Raw genomic sequence first — 14,612 nt, 5'->3', positions numbered from 1 at the left:
GCAGCTCTTCCGGCAAGTGCCACCAATTCGCATGATCACATTCATGGCCGGTTCATCGGGCGGCGAAAGTTTGAATTCGCGTTCCCGCAACCCCTCTCATCCGTAAGGAAAAGGGACAGAATTCGATGAGATTCAGCACCTCCACGCAGGCCTCCGGGTCTGTGCGGCGTCGCCTGGCCGTAGGGGTCACCGCGACAGCCCTGGGCCTGGTCACGGCCCTCGGTAGCGGCCTCACGACCGCCGCCGGGGCCGCCGAGCCCAGCACCCTCACCGGCATCATCCTCGGCGTCGGCGCGAACGAGACCCAGCGCATCGTGAGCTGGTACTCCTCCGCCGACACCGCCCAGTCGGTGCAGCTCGCCCCGACCGCCTCGCTCGTCAACGGCGAGTTCCCGGCCAACGCCGCCACCTTCGCGGCGATGGGCGGGGCGAACATCGCCAGCAGCGGCGGCTTCAACCGCCACGCCACCATCACCGGCCTGCAGGAGCACACCGCGTACTCCTACCGGGTCGGCACCGAGGGCAACTGGTCCCCGACGTACGCCTTCAAGACCCAGGACTTCGAGGGCGACTACGACTTCCTGTTCTTCGGCGACCCGCAGATCGGTTCGTCCGGGGACGTGGCGAAGGACCAGGCCGGCTGGCTGGACACCCTCGACGTCTCGCTCGCGGCCAACCCGAACGCCGAACTGCTGGTGTCCGGTGGCGACCAGGTCGAGACCGCCAACACCGAGAGCCAGTGGAACGCCTTCCTCGCCTCCGACAAGCTCCGCCAGTACCCGTGGGCCGCCACCATCGGCAACCACGACGTCGGTGGCAAGGCGTACGAGCAGCACCTCTTCACTCCGAACACGGACCGCTCGACCTCGTACTACAACGGGGACCCGTCGACCCGGTCCGGCGGTGACTACTGGTACATCTACAAGGACGTGCTGTTCATCGACCTGAACAGCAACAGCTACAGCAACCCCGCGGACGGGTCGCTCGGCGGCGACGCGGCGCACATCGCGTACGTCACCGACGTGATCAACAAGCACGGTTCCGAGGCCAAGTACACCGCGCTGGTCTACCACCACGCCATCTACTCGCCGGCCTCGCACGCCAAGGACGGCGACAACAAGGTGCGTCGGGTCGACTTCCCGACCGTCTTCTCCAAGCTCGGCGTCGACCTGGTGCTCCAGGGCCACGACCACAGCTACTCCCGTAGCTACGAGATCAAGAACGGCGAGAAGGCGAACCCGGCCGAGCAGCCCGGCGCCGCCGACGTCTACCCCGGTCCGGGCGGCGTCATCTACGTGACGGCGAACTCGGCCTCGGGCTCGAAGTACTACGACATCACCAAGCCGGACAGCAGCGGGACGAGCGGTGCCGGCAACGGCGCCGACCCGCTGAACCCGGACAACTACTGGTACAACTCGGTCGAGAACCAGGAGCACGTCCGGACCTACGTCAAGGTGCAGGTCCGGGCCGACAAGCTCGTCGTCGAGAACGTCCGGAGCGGCACCTGCGCGGCCCCGAACTCGGAGGTCGAGCACGGCGACTGGTGCAACAACACCACCGAGGGCCAGCCGGTCGGCTCGATCGTCGACAAGGTGACGGTGCACCCGTACCACGCCGACGGCCAGCAGCTCCAGGTCAACGTGCCGAGCCCGGCTCCGGGCGAGTTCGGCTGGACGATCGACGGCTACAACGGCCTGGTGGACCTCGGCACCGCGCAGGAGCGCGACGGCGCGTACTTCGAGGCGACCGGCAAGATCAACCCGATCCTCGTGTCGGACAGCCGCCGCTCGCTCGCGCCGTGGTCGATCTCGGCGAGCGTGGGTGACTTCCGGGACGCCGACAAGACGTTCCCGGGCTCCTACCTCGGCTGGACGCCGTACGTGCTCGACGCCGGCGCCGGCGCGCAGGCCAGCGGGGCGGTCCCCTCGGGCTACGACGACCAGGGCGCCGGTCTGTCCATCTCGCGCGGTCTCGCCGCGGCCGAGCAGGGCCACCCCCGCGGCTCGGCCAAGCTCGGCGCCGACCTGGATCTGAAGATCCCGGACAGCGTCGACAAGGGCAGCTACCGCGCCACCCTCACGATCACTGCGCTGAGCAGCTGACCGTACCCGCTCCACCGGCGGGGTGGGCACCGCGAGGATGCCCACCCCGCCGCTCCACTCCCGCTCTCCCGAGGACCCCGAAATGCACCCGCCCGCAACGCGCCGGACGACCATCGTCGCCGCCCGCACCCGTACCGCCACCCTCGCCCGTACCGCCGCCGCGGCCCTGCTCGCCGCCCTCGCGGTCGCCGGCCCCGCCGCGCCCGCCATGGCCCGCGACGGCGACGTCACCTGGACGGTGCGGACGGCCTCGAACAGCTACGGCGCCGACCGGTCGAGCTACAGCTACGCCGTGAATCCCGGCGCCTCGGTCAAGGACGCCATGATCGTCGCCAACCGCGGCACCGCCCCGCTCGACCTGGCCGTCTACGCCGCCGACGGCTTCACCACCGACACCGGCCAGCTCGACCTGCGTACCAGGGACCGCAAGCCGCTCGGGATCGGCGTCTGGGTGCACGCCGACCACGACCGCGTCGCGATCCCGCCCGGGAAGACCGCCGAGGTCCCGTTCACGGTCACCCTCCCCGGCAACGCCACGCCCGGCGACTACGTCGGCGGCATCGTCACCTCCCTGACCCAGCCCGGCGAGACGCCGGGCATCAACGTGGAACGCCGCCTCGGCATCCGGATCAAGCTGCGGGTCGGCGGCGACCTCCGGCCCGGCCTCGCGATCGAGGACCTGCATCTGTCGTACGCCGGCTCGCTCAACCCGTTCGCCAAGGGCGACGCCACGGTCGGCTACCGGATCCACAACACCGGCAACACGACCGTCTCGGCCCGGCAGGGGGTCTCGGTCTCGGGCCCGTTCGGCCTGCTGCGTACCGAGGCGAAGCAGCTGGCCGCGCCGCCGGAGCTGCTCCCCGGGGAGAGCTGGACCGTCGACGTCCCCGTGCACGGCGTGGCGCCCGCGCTCCGGCTCGCCGCGACCGCGACCCTCACGCCCCTGATCACCGACGCGTCGGGCTCCACCACCCCGGGCGAGCCGGTCCGGGTCACGGCGCACGGCTGGGCCGTACCGTGGACGCTCGCGCTGCTGGTCGTCCTGCTGGTCGCGGCCGTCGTCGGGGCGGTCGTCCGGTCGCGGCGCACCCGCGCGCGGCGCAGGCTGCGCGAGGAGACCCGCGTACGGGAGGCCGTCGAGCAGGCGCTCCGCGACCAGGAGAAGCAGGCGGACTGAGCGTTGTCGCGGTCCCGGGGTCAGCTGCCCGGGTGGCGGTCGGCCGGGATCTCGAAGATGAGTTCCCGGCCGTCCTCCTCGTCCCACTGCTCGCCCACGTAGACGAAGCCGAATCCGGCGATGGTGGCGAGGGAGGCGACGTTGTCGGGGCTGATGGTCGCCCGGACGGTCCGTACGGTCGGCTCCTCGGCGGCGCGGCGCAGCAGTCCGCGGAGCATGGCCCGGGCGTAACCGCGACGGCGGTACGCGGGATCGACGGAATAGGCGATCTCCGCCGTCCCGGCCGCATTCGCCGGTCCGTGGAACCCCGCGTGCCCCACGACCTCGCCCGAATCGTTCACCACGGCCCGAGCGAACCACCTGGCGCTCGCCGGATCGGCGGCGAGCTGGCCAAGGCGGAACCGCCACAGCCACCGGGCCTCGTCGGTGACGAAGTAGTCGGTGAGCGGAACCCCCGCGTCGGCGCGGGCGGTGGCGAGATCACCCTCGGCCAGGGCCGTCATCACGGCGGGGGACAGTTCGACGAACCGGATCGACGGCTCGCCGGCGGAGGGCTGGGGCTGTTGGTTGTTCTCCTGAGTCACCGGCGGATGATCACATGAGCCCGGGCGGCCGAGCCATTGCTTTTCCGGCGGCGGCCGCCCACCCAATTCTCGAAGACGGCCTAGTGGGGCCGGCCGGCGGCGCTGCGTTCCCAGGTGTCGTACATCCGGGCGTACGCGCCACCGGCGGCGATCAGCTCGGCGTGCGAGCCCGACTCGGCGATGCCATGGTCCTGCACCACCAGGATCCGGTCGGCCCGCGCGGCGGTGGAGAGCCGGTGCGCCACCAGGATGGCGGTACGCCCGTCCAGCAGCCGCTCCAGCGCCGCCTCCACCCGCAGCTCGGATTGCAGGTCCAGGTTGGCGGTGGCCTCGTCGAGCACGACCACCCGGGGCCGGGCGACGAAGGCGCGGGCCAGCGCGAGCAGCTGCCGTTCCCCGGAGGAGACCGACTGGCCCCGTTCGTGCAGCCGGGTCGCCAGCCCGTCCGGCGAACGCTCGACCAGCTCGCGCAGGCCGACCGCGTCGATGGCCGCCCACACCTCGTCGTCGTCGGCGTCGGGGCGGGCGAAGGTGACGTTGTCCCGGATCGAACCGGCGAAGAGGAACGGTTCCTGCGGTACCACGGCGATCTGCCGGCGCAGCGAGGCGAGCGCGACGGTGCGCAGGTCGTACCCGTCGATGAGCACGTGGCCGCGGTCCGGGTCGTGCAGCCGGGTGACGAGCTTGGCCAGGGTGGACTTGCCGGCGCCGGTCGGCCCGACGCAGGCGATCGTCTCCCCCGGCGCGATCCGCAGGTCGAGGTCGCGCAGCACCGGACGGTCCGGGTCGTACCCGAAGGTGACCCCGGCGAAGCGGATCTCGCCGCGTACCGGCGGCAGCTCGACCGCGTCGGGCGCCTCCGCCACGGTGGGCTCGGTGGCGAGCAGCTCCCGCAGCTTGACCACCGCGGCCCGGCTCTGCTGGTAGCTGGTGTAGAGCTGCACCAACTGCTGCACCGGCTGGAAGAAGGCGTTCAGGTAGAGCACGAACGCGGTCAGCTCGCCGATGCGCAGCTCGCCACGGAGCACCATCCGCCCGCCGACCAGCAGCAGCGCGGCCATCCCGAGCAGCCCGATCGCCGAGGTGCCCGGCCCGTAGATCGCGTTGATGTGGCCGGTGTAGTCGTTGGCGTCGCGGTACCGCCCGACCACCCCGCGATGGGCGACGATGTTGCGCTCCTGCCGGTTGTGCGCGATCACCACGCGTACGCCGTGCAGCCCCTCGGCGAGGTCCGCGAAGAGGGCGGCGATGGAGTCCCGCTGTCGCAGGTACCCCCGGTCGGAGGCGCGCCGGAACCAGACCGAGGAGGCGGCCAGCGGCGGCAGCACCACCAGCAGCGTGATCAGGGCCAGCTCCGGGTTGTACCCGAAGAGCACCACGGTGATCACGACCATGGTGAGCCCCTGCACCGCGAGCTGCGCCAGCCCGTCCTGGAGCAGCTGTTGCAGCGCCTCGACGTCCGAGGTCATCCGGGTCAGGGTGACCCCGGCCTTCTCCCGGGTGAAGTAGTCCATGGAGAGGCGCTGGATCTGCGCGAAGACCCGTACCCGCAGGTCACGGGTGGCGTACGCGGCCAGCCGGCCGGTCTGCCGGATGCGCCCGGCCGAGGCGAGCCCGCCGAGCACCACGGTGGCCGCGAAGACGCCGGTGGCGATCAGCAGCACCGGCAGGTTCCGGGCCACGATGCCGTGGTCGATGCCGACCTGCACCAGGTAGGGGCCGGCCTGGAGGCAGAGCGTCTCGGCCACCACGAGCAGGCAGGCCAGCAGCAGGACCCGCCGGTGGCCGCGCACGATGGCGCGCAGCGTCAGCGGGGCGGTCTCGGTACGGCGCTGGCTGAACGGGATTTCGGGCGCGGGGTGCTCGGGTTCGGTGGCGAGCAGCTTCTCCACCCCGGCGCGCAGCTCGTCGGGTACCCCGACCGGGGAGAGGCCGGTGCCGCCGCGCCGGGACCCGCCGCGACCGCCGGCGCCGCCCGGGCCGCCGCCGAAGGCCCCGCCGGGTCCGCCGAACCCGCCGCCGAACATGCTCACGCGGTCACCTCCCGGGCCTGCCCGCCCGGTCGGGGCGCCGGTGCTCCCGAGGCGCCCGACCCGCCGGCCGGCTCCGCCCCGCCGCCGCCAGGCTCGCCGCCGGCGCCCGGCTCGGCGTCCGGGCGGCGGGACTGTTCGGCGAGCACCCGGGCGTACCGGGGCTCGGTGGCGAGCAGTTCGGCGTGGCTGCCCTGGGCCACCACGCGCCCGGCGTCGAGCAGCACCACCCGGTCGGCGAGCCCGATCGTGGCGAGCCGGTGGGCCACGATGATGGTGGTCCGGCCCCGCATCAGCGTCCGCAGGGCGGCGTGGATGCGCTGCTCGACCGTGACGTCGATGGCGCTGGTGGCGTCGTCGAGCACCAGCACGGGCGGGTTGACCAGCAGCGCCCGGGCGATGGCGAGGCGCTGGCGCTGGCCGCCCGAGAGGGTGTAGCCGCGCTCCCCGACGACCGTGTCGTAGCCGTCGGGCAGGTTCCGGATGAACTCGTCCGCCCCGGCGGCGACGGCCGCGGCGACCACCTCGTCGGCGCCGGCCTCCGGGCGGCCGTACGCGATGTTGTCGCGGATCGAGATCGAGAAGAGGAACGGCTCGTCCGGCACGATGCCGACCTGTTCCCGCAGCTCGGGCAGGTCGAGTTCGCGTACGTCGTGCCCGTCGAGGCGTACCGTGCCGGCGTCGGCGTCGTAGTAGCGGGCCAGCAGCCGGCCGAGCGTGGACTTGCCGGAGCCGGTACGGCCGACCACGGCCACCGTCTCCCCCGCCCCGATCCGCAGGTCCAGGCCGTCGAGGGCGAGCGTGCCGTTCGGGTACGCGAAGCGCACCCCGGCGAACTCGATGTCGCCGTGCAGCCGCCCGCGCACCGGATGGGCCGGCGGCTCGACGTCCGAGCGGGTGTCGAGGATCTCGTAGATGCGTTGGGCCGAGGCGGCCGCCCGCTGACCCAACATGATCATCATGCCGAGCAGCCGGAACGGCGGCTGCAACATCAGCACGTACGTGTTGAAGGCGACGATCGTGCCGACCGTGGTGTGCCCGTCCAGCACCATCCAGCCGCCCGCGAGCAACACCAGCGCCTGGCCGAGCCGGGGCAGGTTCTCGATCAGCGGCGACCAGCGGCTGCGCAGCCGCGCGTCCGTGACGTACGCCCAGCGCACCCCGTCGGCGGCCTCGGCCAGCTGGTTGAGCTGGCGCCCCTCGGCGGCGAACGCCTTGACGATCCGTACCCCGTTGATGTTCTCGTCGACCACGGTGGCGACCCCGGCGAGCCGCGCCTGGATCAGCCAGGAGACCGGGAAGATCGCGCGCCGCATGGTGACGCCGAGCACCCCGATCACCGGCATGGTGACCATCGCCACGATGGCGAGCGGGACGTTGATGGAGAGCATCAGCACGAACGCGATGCCGGCGATGGTGCACTGGACCAGGATCGACGGGCCGAAGGAGAGGTACATCTGCACGGCCCGGATGTCGGAGCTGGACCGGGACATCAGCTCACCGGTCTGCACCCGGTCGAAGAAGCCGAACGGCATCCGGGTCAGGTGCGCGAACATGATGTTGCGCAGGTCGTACTCGATCTCGTACGCGGTGCGGAGCAGATACCGACGGGCCAGGTAGTTGATCACGCCCTGGGCGACCGCGAGCGCCGCCACCCCCGCGACGTACCGGGTCAGGTGTCCGTTCCGCCCGACGATCGCGTGGTCGATGCCGAGCCGCACCACGTCGGGGATCTGCACCTGGACGACCAGGCCGACGAAGGAGAGCACCAGCGAGGTCAGCAGCATGCCCCGGTGCGCCACCACCAGCGGCAGTGCCCGCCGTAGCCAGGACTTCCCCGTGTCCGGATCGATCGACGCCCGCGGCGCGCGGTACGTCACGCCGTGCGACGCCGGCGACCGCCCGCGCGGGAACCAGTGTTGATGTTGAACCGCATGCCCCCAGGCTAACCCCTTCTCGGGCGCCCCTGAACAGGCCGTCCCGCTGTGTGGATCTTGAGAACGCCCGGACGGGCCACGCGGACGGCCGCCCCCGTCACCTGAACGTCAAAGGCGCTACCCGACACCGATAACGCCTCCGACGTTCGGCCACCGCCCCGTCGCGGCCGGTTCCATCCTGCTCGTCGCGGTCGCCGCCTGGCGCACCGGGTACCGGGGCGGTAGGCTGCCCGCGATGCATACCTCCGTGAGCAGATTGGGGGTCCCGTTCGCCGAAGGTGAGTGCTGATGCACGTCACCGCGAACGAGGAATCCCGCTTTTCCGTCTGGCTGCGCGTGCGCGAGTTCGCCGTGCCGCCCTCCATGATCGACACTGCGACCGCCCGCCGTACCACCGGCGACTGGGCGGGGGCGTGCGCCGCCGCGCGCGTGGACGTCGATCTGGATCTACGCACCGTGTCGCGCCGGTACGGTCAGGAGTTCGCGACCCGCCTCCGGGCCGATCTCCGTCGACTCGCTCCTGACCTGCTGCGCTGGCACATGCCCAGAACCGCCCCCGACGGGCTGCTCCGTCCGGGGCTGACCGTCTCCCTGGCCCGGTACGACCCGCCGGACGGGTACGACCCGCCGGACCGGTACGGCGAGCCGGGCCCATCCGACCCGGTTCGGGGCGACAGGTCGGCGCGGCCGGACGTCGGCGGCGTGCACCTCGTGGCCCGGACCTCGCCCGGATGGGCCGACGCCGGCCAGCGAATCAGCCTCGCGCTCTGGGACGGCCGGCGGCGCGACGGCGGGGATTCCGCCTCGGGTCGGCACCCGCATCCCCGCCCGGACCGGCGCTTCCGGCTCGACCTGCACCGCCACCTCTGGGACGCGGACCGAAGCGGCGAGCTGCGGGTACGGTCCGGCGCGGATCGGCCGCCCGGCGCCCGCAACCCCCGGCTGGACCGGCTGGTACCGCCGGAACTCGGCTGCGCCGTCGACCGGTGGGCGGCCGAGGCGGCGATACTGCTCCGCGCGCGGCGGCGGGCCGCCGGCGCCGTCGCCGTGCGACTCGGCGCCCGGCACCGGCTGGTGCTGGAGGTGCCCGACGTGGACGCCCCCGACGCCGCCGAGCCACGGATCACGGCCGGGCCGGGGACCGGCTCCGACCCGGCGCTGCCGCTGCTGCCCGACGCGGCGACGTGGGTGCCGCCCGACCTGGCGCTGCTGCGCGCCGGGTTGATCGACGCCGACCGGCTACATCCGCTCGTCGCGTCGGCGCTGGCACCGGACCACCGACCGGCCGAGCCGGGCACGCGGGAGGCGCAGCGCGGTCCACGTACCGTCCGGTGTCGTGGTGCCGAGCACCGGATCGGCCTGGTCGACGGGGTGCTCGTACCGCTGGACCACGACCCGGCCGAGTTGCGCCGCGAGGAACTGCTCATGGCGCTGTCGGGCGTCCCGCTGCCCTGTCTGCGCGCGATAGACGAGGTGCACCGGCATCCGGAGTCCCTCGTCGACGTCCGCGCCCGGCTGGACCACGGTGACGTCGAGGGAGCCCTGGCCACCGTCGAGGCGCTGCTCGGCCCCGACGCGCTGCTGCGCGGCGGCGCCCTGCGGGACGAACTGGAGACGGCGGCGCTGCGGCGGGTCGCGCACGGACTGTTCCGGACCGGACTGGCCGGGCTGGGACCCGTGGCGCCGCCGCCGGAGCCCGCACACCGCCAGCGCGGCCGGCGGAGACCCGGACGCCGGACGACCCGCCGCTGAGCGACGTCGCCGACCCGCGCCGAACCCGGCGTCCCGTCCCACCCGAACCGGCGCCACGCGCGCCAACACTTCCACCAACTGCGCGCCGGTCTCCACGACGGCGCGCAGTTCCCACCCGAACCGGCGCCACGCGCGCCAACACTTCCCATCGAAAGGTGATCGAACATGCTCGTACCCGTTCCGTCCGTCGACCTCCCGCCCGCCGGGGCGTACGCCCCGCAACTGCGCGTCGCCGCCGACCTGCTCGCGCTGCTCCGCGACACCGCCACCGAACCGCGCACCGACACGCAGTTGGAGGCCCTGACCCTGGCCGTCGCCGCCGACCTGCCGGTGCTGCTCTGGGGCGAGCCGGGAATCGGCAAGACCGCCGCCCTGAACCAGCTCGCCACCGCCCTCGACCTGCCGCTGACCACGGTGATCGCCAGCGTGCACGAACCCTCCGACTTCGCCGGTCTACCCGTGGTCGGCGACGATCCCGCCGTCCAGGGTGTACCGATGGCCCCGCCGGACTGGGCCGTACGGCTGGTCCGGGCCGGCCGAGGGCTGCTCTTCCTGGACGAACTCTCCACCGCACCACCCGCCGTCCAGGCGGCCCTGCTCCGTCTGGTGCTCGAACGGCGGGTCGGCGCGCTTCGGCTGCCCGACGGCGTCCGGATCGTGGCCGCCGCCAACCCCCGCTCCTCCGCCGCCGACGGCTGGGAGCTGAGCCCGCCGCTGGCCAACCGCTTCGTCCATCTCCAGTGGTGTCACGACCACGAGGTGGTGGTACGCGGCCTCGGCGGCACCTGGCCGGTGGCGCCGCTGCCCCGGCTCGACCCGGAGCGGCTGCCCGAGGCCGTGGCGTTCGCCCGCCGCGCGGTGTGCGGGCTGCTCGCCGCCCGCCCCACGCTCGTGCACCGGTTGCCGGGCAACGAGGCCGGCCGGGGCGGGGCCTGGCCGTCGCCGCGCAGCTGGGAGATGGCGCTGCGGCTGGTCGCCTTCGCCACCGCCGCCGGCACCTCCCGCGAGGTGCTCTCCATGCTGGTCCGGGGCACGGTCGGCGACGGCCCGGGGCTGGAGCTGTTGGCCAGCCTGGACCGGATGGACCTGCCGGACCCGGAGACGCTGCTCGCCGACCCGGCGGCGGCCGAACTGCCCGAGCGGGGCGACCTGCGCCAGGCCGTGCTCGACGGTGTGGTCGCGGCGGTCCGCACGCGGCCGGAGCGGTCCCGCTGGGACGCGGCGTGGACCCTGCTGGTCCGGGCGCTGGAGACGGGCGCGCCCGACCTGGTCGTCGTGCCGGCGACCACGCTCGCCGCGCTGCGGCAGGAGGAGTGGGAGGTGCCGGCGGTGATCGAGCGGCTCGCCGGGACGGTGACCCTGAGCCGGCGGGCGGACCGAGCCGCGGCGCGGGTCGCGGCCGGTGCGGGTACCGCCCGATGACGGGCGCGAGCGCCGCGAACCGTCGCGCGGGAGAGAAGCCGCCGCCCGTACCGCTGGACCGCGAGAAGCTCTTCGCCGCCAGGCTGCACGCCGCCCGGGTCCGCCCGTACCTGGCGACCGCGCTCTTCGCGCTACAGCCGGTCGAGTCGTGGCGGGTGCCGACGATGGCCGTGGACCGGCACTGGCGCTGCTACGTCTCGCCGGCGTTCGTGGCCCGGACCCCGCTGAAGGAGCTGGCCGGGGTGTGGGTGCACGAGGTCTCGCACCTGCTGCGCGACCATCACGGGCGCGGCGACCGGTTCGCCGCCGAGCACGGGCTGACCGGGGCGGGCGAGCGGCTGCGGATGAACATCGCCGCCGACTTCGAGATCAACGACGACGTGTACGGCAACGGGCTGGCCCGGCCCGTGGGCGCCGTCCATCCCCGGGACCTCGGGCTGGGCGAGGGCGAGCTGATGGAGGACTACCTGCGGCAGTTCGGGCTCGGAGCGGTCGGCCGGTTCCTGGTCTGGCTGGACTGCGGCAGCGGCGCGGACGGGCTGGAGCGGGAGTGGGATCTGGGGCCCGACGGCGCGCACGGACTGAGCCCGCAGGAGCGGGACGCGGTCCGGTACCGGGTCGCGCAGGGCATCGTGGGCCGCCCGGGAAACGTCCCGCTGGGGTGGCAGCGCTGGGCGGAGCGAGCGTTCCACCCGCCGCAGCCGTGGCGGGACCTGCTGGGTGCCGCCATCCGGTCCGCCGCGTCCGGCTCCGGCGCGGGCGACGACTACTCGTACGGCCGGCCGTCGCGGCGCTCGGCCAGCCTGCCCGGGGTCATCCTGCCGAGCCTGCGGCGGCGGCCGCCCCGGGTCTCCGTGGTCATCGACACGTCCGGGTCGGTCAGCGACGCCGAGTTGGGCAGCGCGCTGCTGGAGGTCGCCGCCATCGGCCGCGCCCTGGGCGGACGGCGTGACCTGGTCAGCGTGCTGCCCTGCGACGCGGCGGTCCGCGTCGTACATCCGCTGTGCCGCGCCGAGGGCATTCCGCTGATCGGTGGTGGGGGCACCGACCTGCGTACCGGTTTCGCCGCGGCCCTGGCGGCGCGGCCCGGGCCGGACGTGGTCGTGGTCCTGACCGACGGGCAGACGGCCTGGCCGCAGCAGCGGCCACCGTGCCGCACGGTGGTGGGGTTGTTCCCCCGCCGGCGGCGGGCCCCCCGGTCGTGGCAGGAGAGCGGTCCCGGCTACGTGCCGGACGGGCCACCCGCCTGGGCGCGGGTGGTCGAGATCGCCTCCGCCCCGAGGTGACCGGCCGAGGGCGGGCACCCGTCACCGGAGGGACGGAAGAGTCCCGAAACCGTCCGGGTGCCTGCCGTCCGCCGCCGATACTCGGTACGAGCAGCGGAAACGGCCGACCGGACAGGCAGAGCGCGATGAATCCCGTACACCATCGGACGATGACGATCGACAACCTCGACGTCTTCTACCGCGAGGCCGGTCCGGCGGACGGCCCGCCCGTGGTGCTGCTGCACGGCTTCCCGACCAGCTCGCACATGTTCCGCGACCTGATTCCCGCGCTCGCCGACCGGTACCGGGTCTACGCGCCCGACTACATCGGCTTCGGCTACTCGGCGGCGCCACCGCCGGAGGAGTTCGGGTACAGCTTCGACTCGCTGGCGGACGTGACCGCGAAGCTGCTCGACCGGCTCGGCGTCGACCGGTACGCGGTCTACATGCAGGACTACGGGGCGCCCGTGGCGCTGCGGCTGATGCTCGCCAACCCGAACCGGTTCACGGCGATCATCAGCCAGAACGGGAACGCGTACGAGGAGGGGCTCGTACCCGAGTTCTGGGATCCGCTGTTCGCGTACGCGAAGAATCCCGGCCCGGAGGCCGAGGCGGCGGCCCGGCAGGCGTTCACCGAGCCGCTCGTCCGCCGGCAGTACGAGCACGGCGTGCCGGACAAATCCCTGGTCAGCCCGGACGCCTGGACCCACGCGATGAACATCCTCAACCGCCCCGACAACGACCGGATCCAGCTCCAGCTCTTCCGCGACTACAAGACCAACCTGGACATCTATCCGCGGGCCCAGCAGTGCTTCCGGGAAAGGCGGTACCCGCTGCTCGCGGTCTGGGGTGGCAACGACGAGATATTCGGACCGGACGGCGCCCGCGCCTTCCAGCGGGACCTGCCCGACGCCGAGGTCCACCTGCTGGACACCGGACACTTCGCCCTGGAGACGCACGCGGACGTGATCGCCGGCTACATCCGCGGCTTCCTCGGCCGCGTGCTCCCCTGACGGCCCCGCCGGCAGGCGCGTCCCGCGCGCGTCCGTGAGTGAGCGGTCAGGCGTGATCACGACGAATTCGATGTGCAGAGAAAAGAGCGAACCACTTTCGGCGGAGTCACCCAGCGTGTCCGCGCGGAGCAGGTCGGCCAGGTCCGACGGCCGGACCGGTCGAATGGTCTGAGTGCGAACGCCGACCCTAGCGCCCCTTACCGAGCGCCGCTCGGCTTCGGCGCGTACGACCCGCCCAGTCGGTGGTTCGTCTCGGTGACCGCCGCCACGAGATCCCGGTACGGCTCGTCCCACGGGTCCTTCAGCCCGAAGCCGCGGTGCGGGTTCTCCAGCCAGCCGCACCAGTGCCAGCCCAGGCACCAGGGTCGGGCGGCGAACGCCTCGGCCGAGGCGACGTAGCCCGCACCCCGTTCCCGCTGGTCCCGGGCCGAACCGACGCGTCCCGGGCTCATCACCGTGGGGCACCAGTTGCCGGTGTCGGCGATGAGGACCGGCCGGGTGGTGCGCTCGTGCCACCGCTCGATCAGGTCCAGCGCCGCGTCGAGGCGACCCGGCTCGGGGCCGGGGAAGGTCTGCACCGACAGCACGTCGACGTACGGGGCCATCGCGTCGAGCACCGGCTCGGGCACCCCGGCGCGGGTGCCGTACCGGTCGCCCAGGATCAGGTGGCTCGGGTCGTGCCGCCGGATCGCCTCGGTGGCCACGCGGTAGTACGCCTCCGCGATCGCCGGGAGCTCCTCGGGCGGGTAGCCGAGCCCGGTGGGGTGCCGGTCCCAGCACGGCACGTCGACGAGGAAGTACCCGAGCAGGTTCGGGTCGTCGGGACGGCACAGCGTCCGCGCCAGGTGGTCACACCACTGCGCGAAGGCGGGGGTACGCGGGTCGCGGTAGGCGGGGACGCCGTTCCAGTGCTCGATCTCGGCGACCCGCAGCGAGAGCGTGTACGGCACGCCCGCCTCGGCGAGGTCGTCCGGCGGCAGTCCCCCGGAGTGGCCGAGGTCGACCACGCCCCCGTCGAGGGCGAGGCCGCTGCCGCTGACGTACTCCGAGGTCCAGCCGATGGTGTTGAAGCCCCAGTTGGTCAGCTCGGGCACCAGCCCTTCGCGCAGCCACCGCCGGCGCGAACCGCCGTACCGGCTCCGCCAAATCTCGATGTTGTGCGGGTAGCGCAGGTTGGTGTCGTCGGCGTGGACCACGCCCACGGAGAGGAACGGCTCCCCGCCGGGCGCGTACAGCCGCCAGCGCTCCCGCCGCTCGACGGTGAAGGCGGCGCGGTCCGGGTCGCTCCGGTCCGGGCGGGTCATGGCCGGGCGGGTCATGGCGGCGGCTC

10 protein-coding genes are annotated in these 14,612 nt (G+C 73.3%); 6 read left to right on the top strand and 4 right to left on the bottom strand.

Going from position 1 to position 14,612, the window contains the following annotated elements:
* Positions 1-125 precede the first annotated feature (125 nt).
* Both AB0J86_RS18220 and AB0J86_RS18215 read left to right on the top strand, forming a co-directional pair.
* Positions 126-2,102: a metallophosphoesterase family protein gene (locus AB0J86_RS18220; protein ID WP_363858434.1), complete on the top strand. Its 1,977-nt coding sequence runs from the start codon at positions 126-128 to the stop codon at positions 2,100-2,102.
* Between the two features lie 82 nt (positions 2,103-2,184).
* Positions 2,185-3,279 carry a DUF916 domain-containing protein gene (locus AB0J86_RS18215; protein WP_363858432.1) on the top strand — a complete coding sequence of 365 codons (1,095 nt, stop codon included), beginning with the start codon at positions 2,185-2,187 and terminating at the stop codon, positions 3,277-3,279.
* Positions 3,280-3,299: 20 nt separating this feature from the next.
* On the opposite strand, the gene AB0J86_RS18210 is transcribed toward AB0J86_RS18215, so the two are convergent.
* The 3 genes from AB0J86_RS18210 to AB0J86_RS18200 all read right to left on the bottom strand — a co-directional run bounded on the left by AB0J86_RS18210 (position 3,300) and on the right by AB0J86_RS18200 (position 7,773).
* Positions 3,300-3,863 (bottom strand): GNAT family protein, encoded by a 564-nt coding sequence (locus AB0J86_RS18210; RefSeq protein ID WP_363858430.1) that lies wholly within the window; start codon positions 3,861-3,863, stop codon positions 3,300-3,302.
* An 80-nt stretch (positions 3,864-3,943) separates the two neighbouring features.
* Positions 3,944-5,890 (bottom strand): ABC transporter ATP-binding protein, encoded by a 1,947-nt coding sequence (locus AB0J86_RS18205; RefSeq protein ID WP_363858565.1) that lies wholly within the window; start codon positions 5,888-5,890, stop codon positions 3,944-3,946.
* A gap of 2 nt (positions 5,891-5,892) precedes the next feature.
* Complete coding sequence (locus AB0J86_RS18200; RefSeq protein WP_363858428.1) at positions 5,893-7,773, bottom strand: ABC transporter ATP-binding protein; 1,881 nt, start codon at positions 7,771-7,773, stop codon at positions 5,893-5,895.
* A gap of 345 nt (positions 7,774-8,118) precedes the next feature.
* On the opposite strand from AB0J86_RS18200, the gene AB0J86_RS18195 reads away from it, so the two are divergent.
* The 4 genes from AB0J86_RS18195 to AB0J86_RS18180 all read left to right on the top strand — a co-directional run bounded on the left by AB0J86_RS18195 (position 8,119) and on the right by AB0J86_RS18180 (position 13,282).
* Positions 8,119-9,582 carry a hypothetical protein gene (locus tag AB0J86_RS18195; RefSeq protein ID WP_363858426.1) on the top strand — a complete coding sequence of 488 codons (1,464 nt, stop codon included), beginning with the start codon at positions 8,119-8,121 and terminating at the stop codon, positions 9,580-9,582.
* Positions 9,583-9,747: 165 nt separating this feature from the next.
* A complete protein-coding gene (locus tag AB0J86_RS18190; protein ID WP_363858424.1) occupies positions 9,748-11,004 on the top strand; it encodes a MoxR family ATPase in 1,257 nt (418 codons plus the stop codon).
* Entirely contained in the window at positions 11,001-12,290 is a 1,290-nt protein-coding gene (locus AB0J86_RS18185; RefSeq protein ID WP_363858422.1) for a VWA-like domain-containing protein, read from the top strand. The genes AB0J86_RS18190 and AB0J86_RS18185 overlap by 4 nt, the downstream gene beginning before the upstream one ends.
* 149 nt (positions 12,291-12,439) lie before the next feature.
* Positions 12,440-13,282 (top strand): alpha/beta hydrolase, encoded by an 843-nt coding sequence (locus AB0J86_RS18180; protein WP_363858420.1) that lies wholly within the window; start codon positions 12,440-12,442, stop codon positions 13,280-13,282.
* A 197-nt stretch (positions 13,283-13,479) separates the two neighbouring features.
* Here AB0J86_RS18180 and AB0J86_RS18175 read toward each other — a convergent pair whose 3' ends face one another.
* Entirely contained in the window at positions 13,480-14,601 is a 1,122-nt protein-coding gene (locus tag AB0J86_RS18175; RefSeq protein WP_363858418.1) for a hypothetical protein, read from the bottom strand.
* Positions 14,602-14,612: the final 11 nt, after the last annotated feature.

It is taken from the genome of Micromonospora sp. NPDC049559, from assembly GCF_040676675.1.
GTDB lineage: Bacteria > Actinomycetota > Actinomycetes > Mycobacteriales > Micromonosporaceae > JBFAPK01.
This window is presented reverse-complemented; position numbering and strand designations above follow the sequence as displayed.